This window comes from Microbacterium sp. UBA837, from assembly GCF_002296025.1.
Lineage (GTDB): Bacteria > Actinomycetota > Actinomycetes > Actinomycetales > Microbacteriaceae > Microbacterium.
This window is the reverse complement of sequence record NZ_DBHD01000083.1, coordinates 1-5,133: the sequence shown is the minus strand read 5'-3', so window position 1 is coordinate 5,133 and position 5,133 is coordinate 1. Positions and strand designations below refer to the sequence as shown.

4 protein-coding genes and 3 tRNA genes are annotated in these 5,133 nt (G+C 66.6%); 5 read left to right on the top strand and 2 right to left on the bottom strand.

Features of this window, described 5'->3' with window-relative positions; genetic code table 11:
- Positions 1-45: 45 nt before the first annotated feature.
- A tRNA-Tyr gene (locus B3587_RS06165) sits at positions 46-127 on the bottom strand.
- Positions 128-323: 196 nt separating this feature from the next.
- Here B3587_RS06165 and B3587_RS06160 point away from each other — a divergent pair.
- The 5 genes from B3587_RS06160 (at position 324) to B3587_RS06140 (ending at position 4,162) form a co-directional block, all read left to right on the top strand.
- Complete coding sequence (locus B3587_RS06160; protein ID WP_292727199.1) at positions 324-1,388, top strand: hypothetical protein; 1,065 nt, start codon at positions 324-326, stop codon at positions 1,386-1,388.
- A 20-nt stretch (positions 1,389-1,408) separates the two neighbouring features.
- Positions 1,409-2,209, top strand: a complete 801-nt coding sequence (locus tag B3587_RS06155) for an inositol monophosphatase family protein (RefSeq protein ID WP_292727197.1) — start codon at positions 1,409-1,411, stop codon at positions 2,207-2,209.
- Positions 2,210-2,792: 583 nt separating this feature from the next.
- Positions 2,793-3,908: a M23 family metallopeptidase gene (locus B3587_RS06150; protein WP_292727195.1), complete on the top strand. Its 1,116-nt coding sequence runs from the start codon at positions 2,793-2,795 to the stop codon at positions 3,906-3,908.
- 73 nt (positions 3,909-3,981) lie between these two features.
- A tRNA-Thr gene (locus tag B3587_RS06145) sits at positions 3,982-4,053 on the top strand.
- A gap of 35 nt (positions 4,054-4,088) precedes the next feature.
- Positions 4,089-4,162: transfer RNA gene (locus B3587_RS06140), tRNA-Met, on the top strand.
- Positions 4,163-4,222: 60 nt separating this feature from the next.
- Here the strand turns inward: B3587_RS06140 and B3587_RS06135 are convergent.
- The gene (locus B3587_RS06135; protein WP_228177913.1) at positions 4,223-4,810 is read right to left on the bottom strand and encodes a Dps family protein; all 588 of its coding nucleotides are present in this window, start codon (positions 4,808-4,810) and stop codon (positions 4,223-4,225) included.
- Positions 4,811-5,133 lie beyond the last annotated feature (323 nt).

Below are 5,133 nucleotides of genomic sequence, written 5' to 3'. Positions count from 1 at the left end.
AATTGTTCAAGGGCCCCCGCTTCGCGAGAGCCCTTGAACAATGAGTGGCAGGTGAGGGATTCGAACCCCCGAAGGCTATGCCGGCTGATTTACAGTCAGATCCCTTTGGCCGCTTGGGTAACCTGCCAAGTGCGCACCCGCCCAGCTTGTACAGTCGACCGGAGGCGCGACTAGCAATATTACAGCGAGTGACGGGCTCTCAGAAATCGTGCCCCTCCCAACCCTCGCCCTCAGCCAGCGCGTCCACAACTGAGGCGAATTGGGGGTTTCGATCTGAGGTTCGCGTGCGAGGATGACAGCGACATCGATCCTCGGGAGGATTCATGACCACGCCGTCGCCTGACGCCCCAGCGCCGCACGTTCCGTCGCCGCCGCCAGCTGCCGAAACCCCCGATCAATCCTTCGCTGCGCGGTCGCCCTATGCCCGGGCGGCGATCTGGGTCGCAGTCGGCGCGCTCGTCGCAGCGGCCCTCATCTGCGTCGTCTGGGTGCTTGTCGGCCCGCAGGCCGGTTCCATCTTCCGCGCATTCGTAACCGTGCTGCTGTTCGCCGGTTTCGCCGGTATCGCGATCATGGAAGCTCGGCTCGCGCCGCGCCGTCCGGCGTGGTTCGCCATCGCCAGCATCGCGACCTGGGTCGTCGCACTGCTTGCGGGAATCATCCTGATCTGGATGCCCGAGCCGTGGTCGTTCTACGAATGGGGTTTCGTCGGCCCCGAACGGTTCCTCCGCTTCCTCCTCGTGGTCCTCGTGCTTCAGCTCGCTCTGCTCCACGCGCGGTTCTTCCTGCGGGCTGCGTTGCGTCAGATCACGCCCGTGAACCGCATCCTTGCTCCCGTCACGGTCGGGCTGGTCGCGGTGCTTGCACTGCTGCTGCTGACGCCCCTGGTCTTCAGCGACTGGATCTACTTCACGGAGTTCTACTGGCGCGTGGTCGTGGCGGTCGTGATTCTCGCCGCGGTCGGCACGGCACTGGTGCCCCTGCTCAATCTGCTCTTCGCTCCCCGGCCGATGGGCGGGGTGCCGGCTGCTTCGGTGGCGCCCGCGCCCGCTGCGCCAGCGCGCACTCAACAAGAGTTGCTTCCGTGGCCGATGTACATCGACGGCGTCACGCCCCTGCCGATGCTGCCCGATGGTTCGCCCGACTGGAACGCCTACTACACGGGGCGCCCTACGCCCGGCGCTCAGATCTTCGCGCCGGTCTCACCGACCCCCGCGCCGAGCGCTGCTGCGCCGACTCCCGAAGCCGAACCATCCGCGTCGACGGCCGCTGACGCTGCCCCCGAATCTTCGGTGTCGGTCGATTCGGACACGAGTTCCGACGCTGTGGCGGAGTCGGCCGCGGATGGACCCGCCGACGACTCTGCGGACCCGCCGCGGCAATCGTGATCGGGCGCTAGCGTGAAGAGGTGAACCACCCCGACCCGCGAGAACTTGAAAGCATCGCTGTAGGCCTCGCTCGCGAAGCGGGAGATCTGGCGCGACAGCGACGTAGCGAGGGCGTCTCGATCGCGGCCACCAAGTCCGCTCTCGCCGACATCGTCACGGAAGCCGACCGCGAGGTCGAAGCGCTGATCCGCTCGCGGCTGCGAGCGCTTCGACCGGCTGACGGTTTTCTCGGTGAGGAGTCTGAAGCCGACCCGGGATCCAGCGGCGTCACGTGGGTCGTCGACCCGATCGACGGCACCGTCAATTACGCGTACGGCATCCCGTTCTACGCCGTGAGCATCGCAGCAGTGCGAGGGAGCGCCGCCCCGGAGTCGTGGACGGCTCTCGCCGCGGCCGTGTACGTGCCGTCGCTGGATGAGATGTTCCACGCGGCCCTGGGTGCGGGGGCGTGGCTGGATGAGCGGCGGCTCCATGTCGAGGCTGATGCTTCCGGCGCCGGCGCGTTGCTGGCGACGGGTTTCGGGTACGACCCCGCCACTCATGCGGGCGATCTGGGCCGCGTTGCCCGCGTGATGCCGATCGCTCGTGATATTCGCCGCATGGGTGCGGCATCCATCGACCTCTGCTCGGTAGCGGCCGGCCGGGTCGACGGGTACTTCGAGCGGGGGCTCAAGCCTTGGGACCACGCCGCGGCGGCCCTGATCGTGACCGAAGCTGGGGGACGCTTCGAGCTTTTTCCGGCGGACGACACCGGTCGCGTTCTGGTGATCGCCGCGATTCCCGGGATCTTCGAGCGCCTGTCTACACTCGGGCAACCCTGACAACGGATCTGCGGATACCACTGTGGAATCCGCAGAATGGGCGCCGCCCATGGCTTTCTCAGGTGGGAGCGGGTAGCGTTTACCGTATCGTTACCTTCTTTGCGCACCGGTGAAATCCGCGCGGAGCAGGGTGAGAACCATTCGAAACACCCGCGTCGTACCCGAACGACCGAGAGCGAGATCCGTGACCCCCGATATTCCTGCGCCTGACGCAGCGCCAACGCGCCGCTCCAGTCGCACAACCCCCACGCCTGTGCAGGCGTCGGAGGCATCGGGCTCTTCTCGCGCAGACCTGCGCCGCGGACGCCGAGTCGATCCACAAGCCACAGCCGCGGGCCCCGACACGTCGACCGGTTCGCTCGCTCCGAGGCCGGCAGGACTGCGGTCGAGGCCGCACAACGTTCCGCTGACGGATGCCGAAGCTGACGCCCTTTCGGGTGCCGGACTCGATTCTCCCCGCCCGACTGAGCAGGCGACCGCCGCTGCGGAGGTCACTGTGCCGGCCGCGCCGCTGACACGTCGCGCGCGCCGTGCTAGCGCCGTCCCCAGCTCTCCGGTTTCCGAGCCGGTCGAATCTGACGCGGTGATCGGATTCGTCTCGGTCGGCGACGTTCCCGAGGAAGCTGCAGCAGCGCCCGCTTCTGTCGATGCTGACACCGCCATTTCTGGCAACGATGGCGCGACGGTAGCGGAAGTGTCCGACCAGGCCGCTGCGGAGCAGCCCTCGTTCGCCGATGAGTCGGCTGCGCCGGCGGCCGGCGGCAACGGTGACCTCTTCGACGAAGTCGTGCGCACGTTCGGCGCTACGGGGGAGACACCTACGCTTGCGCGGGAGACGTCAGCGGCAGCGGATTCGTCGCCCGCAGATGAGTCCGAGGCCGTTGAGTCCGATCATGTGGCTCGCCGTCGTCCCCGCCTCGGATCCGTGCGCAAGCTCGCAACCACATCGTTCTCGGTCGGCGTCATGGGCATCGTCGGACTGCTCGCCGTCGGCATGACCACGCCTGTTGAGGCTGTCGCAGCTGCCGGCGGCGGCGAAGGCCCCACAGCCTCTATCGTCGCGCTGGCCGACGTCGAACCGACCGCGACGCCCGAAGAGGACATTCAGGCGTACGTTGCGCCAGCCGAAGCATCCACCACTGCTCTCAGCCGTGAGGAAGGCTATTCGGCTGTGTCCATGGCTGAGCTCGCGGTCGAGGCTGGCGTGCGAGAGATCGCGTCGACGTACGTAAACAACGCCGCGGCTGCCGTGCAGTACCCCTTCACGGTCGGAGTTCCGATCAGCTCTCCGTACGGCATGCGGTGGGGCCGGATGCACGAGGGAGTCGACTTCGCGCCCGGTGGGCAGGGCGCTGAGATCCACGCTGTCGCCGACGGTATCGTCCGTATCGCTACCGAGGCCGGAGGTGCCTACGGCGTCCGCGTCGTCATCGACAGCATCGTGGACGGCGAGCTTATTTCCACGAACTATGCGCACATGCAGTACGGCTCGCTCCGCGTTCAGCCGGGTCAGGTCATCAAGCTCGGCGACGTCGTCGGAGCCGTGGGTACCACGGGTCGCTCGACGGGTCCGCACCTGCACTTCGAAGTTCTACTGAACGGCAAGACCCCGACAGAGCCGATGGCCTGGCTCGCGGCCCACAACGTGGCATCGACGGTCGTGACCGTGCCCGATGCCCCCGCTGTCGTCAACCAGTAATCACCACAGGAGCGGATTCTCTCCGACGACAGCGCTCTGATATTCTCTTCTAGTTGCCCGCGCGCCGGGCTTCGCCCCGATAGCTCAGTGGCAGAGCACTTCCATGGTAAGGAAGGGGTCGTCAGTTCAATCCTGACTCGGGGCTCGCAGCATCCATCTCGTGACCGACGGATGCCGTGCGGCAGGGTAGCTCAGTTGGTGAGAGCGCACGACTCATAATCGTGAGGTCGCGGGTTCGAGCCCCGCTCCTGCTACGACGAAAGAGGCCCCTTGTGGGCCTCTTTCGTCGTTCGAGGTTGAGGTGTTCCGCCGAGTCAGCGGCCCTGGGGGGTGCGGCGCTCGGCGCTGACCATCCAGGCGAACTGTTCCATCTGACCGAGAACCTCGTGCAGGATGTCGGCGCTCGTGGGATCCTCATCGTCGACGTCGTCATGCACTTCACGGCAGGTCGCAACCACCGCTTCGAGACGTTCGGTGATCAGGTCGACCACCTCGTCTGTGTCAACCTCGCCGTGCGGGAACTCGGGGAGTGACGTGGTCTCGGCGATGGTGTCGCTACGGCCGTCGGGCAGTGCGTGAAGTGCACGCATACGTTCGGCGACGACATCCGAGAGGCTACGAGCCGCGTCGATGATCTCGTCGAGCTGCAGGTGGGTGTCGCGGAAGTTGCGGCCCACGACGTTCCAGTGCGCTTGCTTGCCCTGGAGCGACAGCTCGAGAAGGTCGACGAGCACACGCTGCAGGTTCTCGCTCAGCTGCTTCGACGCCTGGAAGCCGCTCTCGGCGTTCTGCTCGTCGGTGAGTTTGGCTCCAGCGCCACCCTTCGCTGCCTTTCGCGCATTGCGCGGCGCTCCGGATGCCGAGGTCTTCGTCTTGGTCGCGGTGTCGGACTGCGTTGCCATCTGTGTTCCTTTCGACGTTCCGTCGAACGGGACTGTAACCAACCTCGGTCGCGGCCGCCCGCCCCTTGTCAGCCGCGCCGTCGGGTGCTAGCCGGTGAGCGATTGCGGCGGAAATGTGGAGCTGCGGCGCATTTATGCGCAGCGGATGCACGAATCTGCCGCATCCGTGGGGTTGGGATCGCGCCAGCTGCACGAATCTGCCGCACTCGCGGGATTGCCCGGAGCGCGGGTGCGGAACCGGCAACGGCACCCTAGACTGCGCTCGTGACCGCATCCGTTTCGCCGGCATCGCCGCCCGCACCGACTGCCCGCCGCATCCCCAT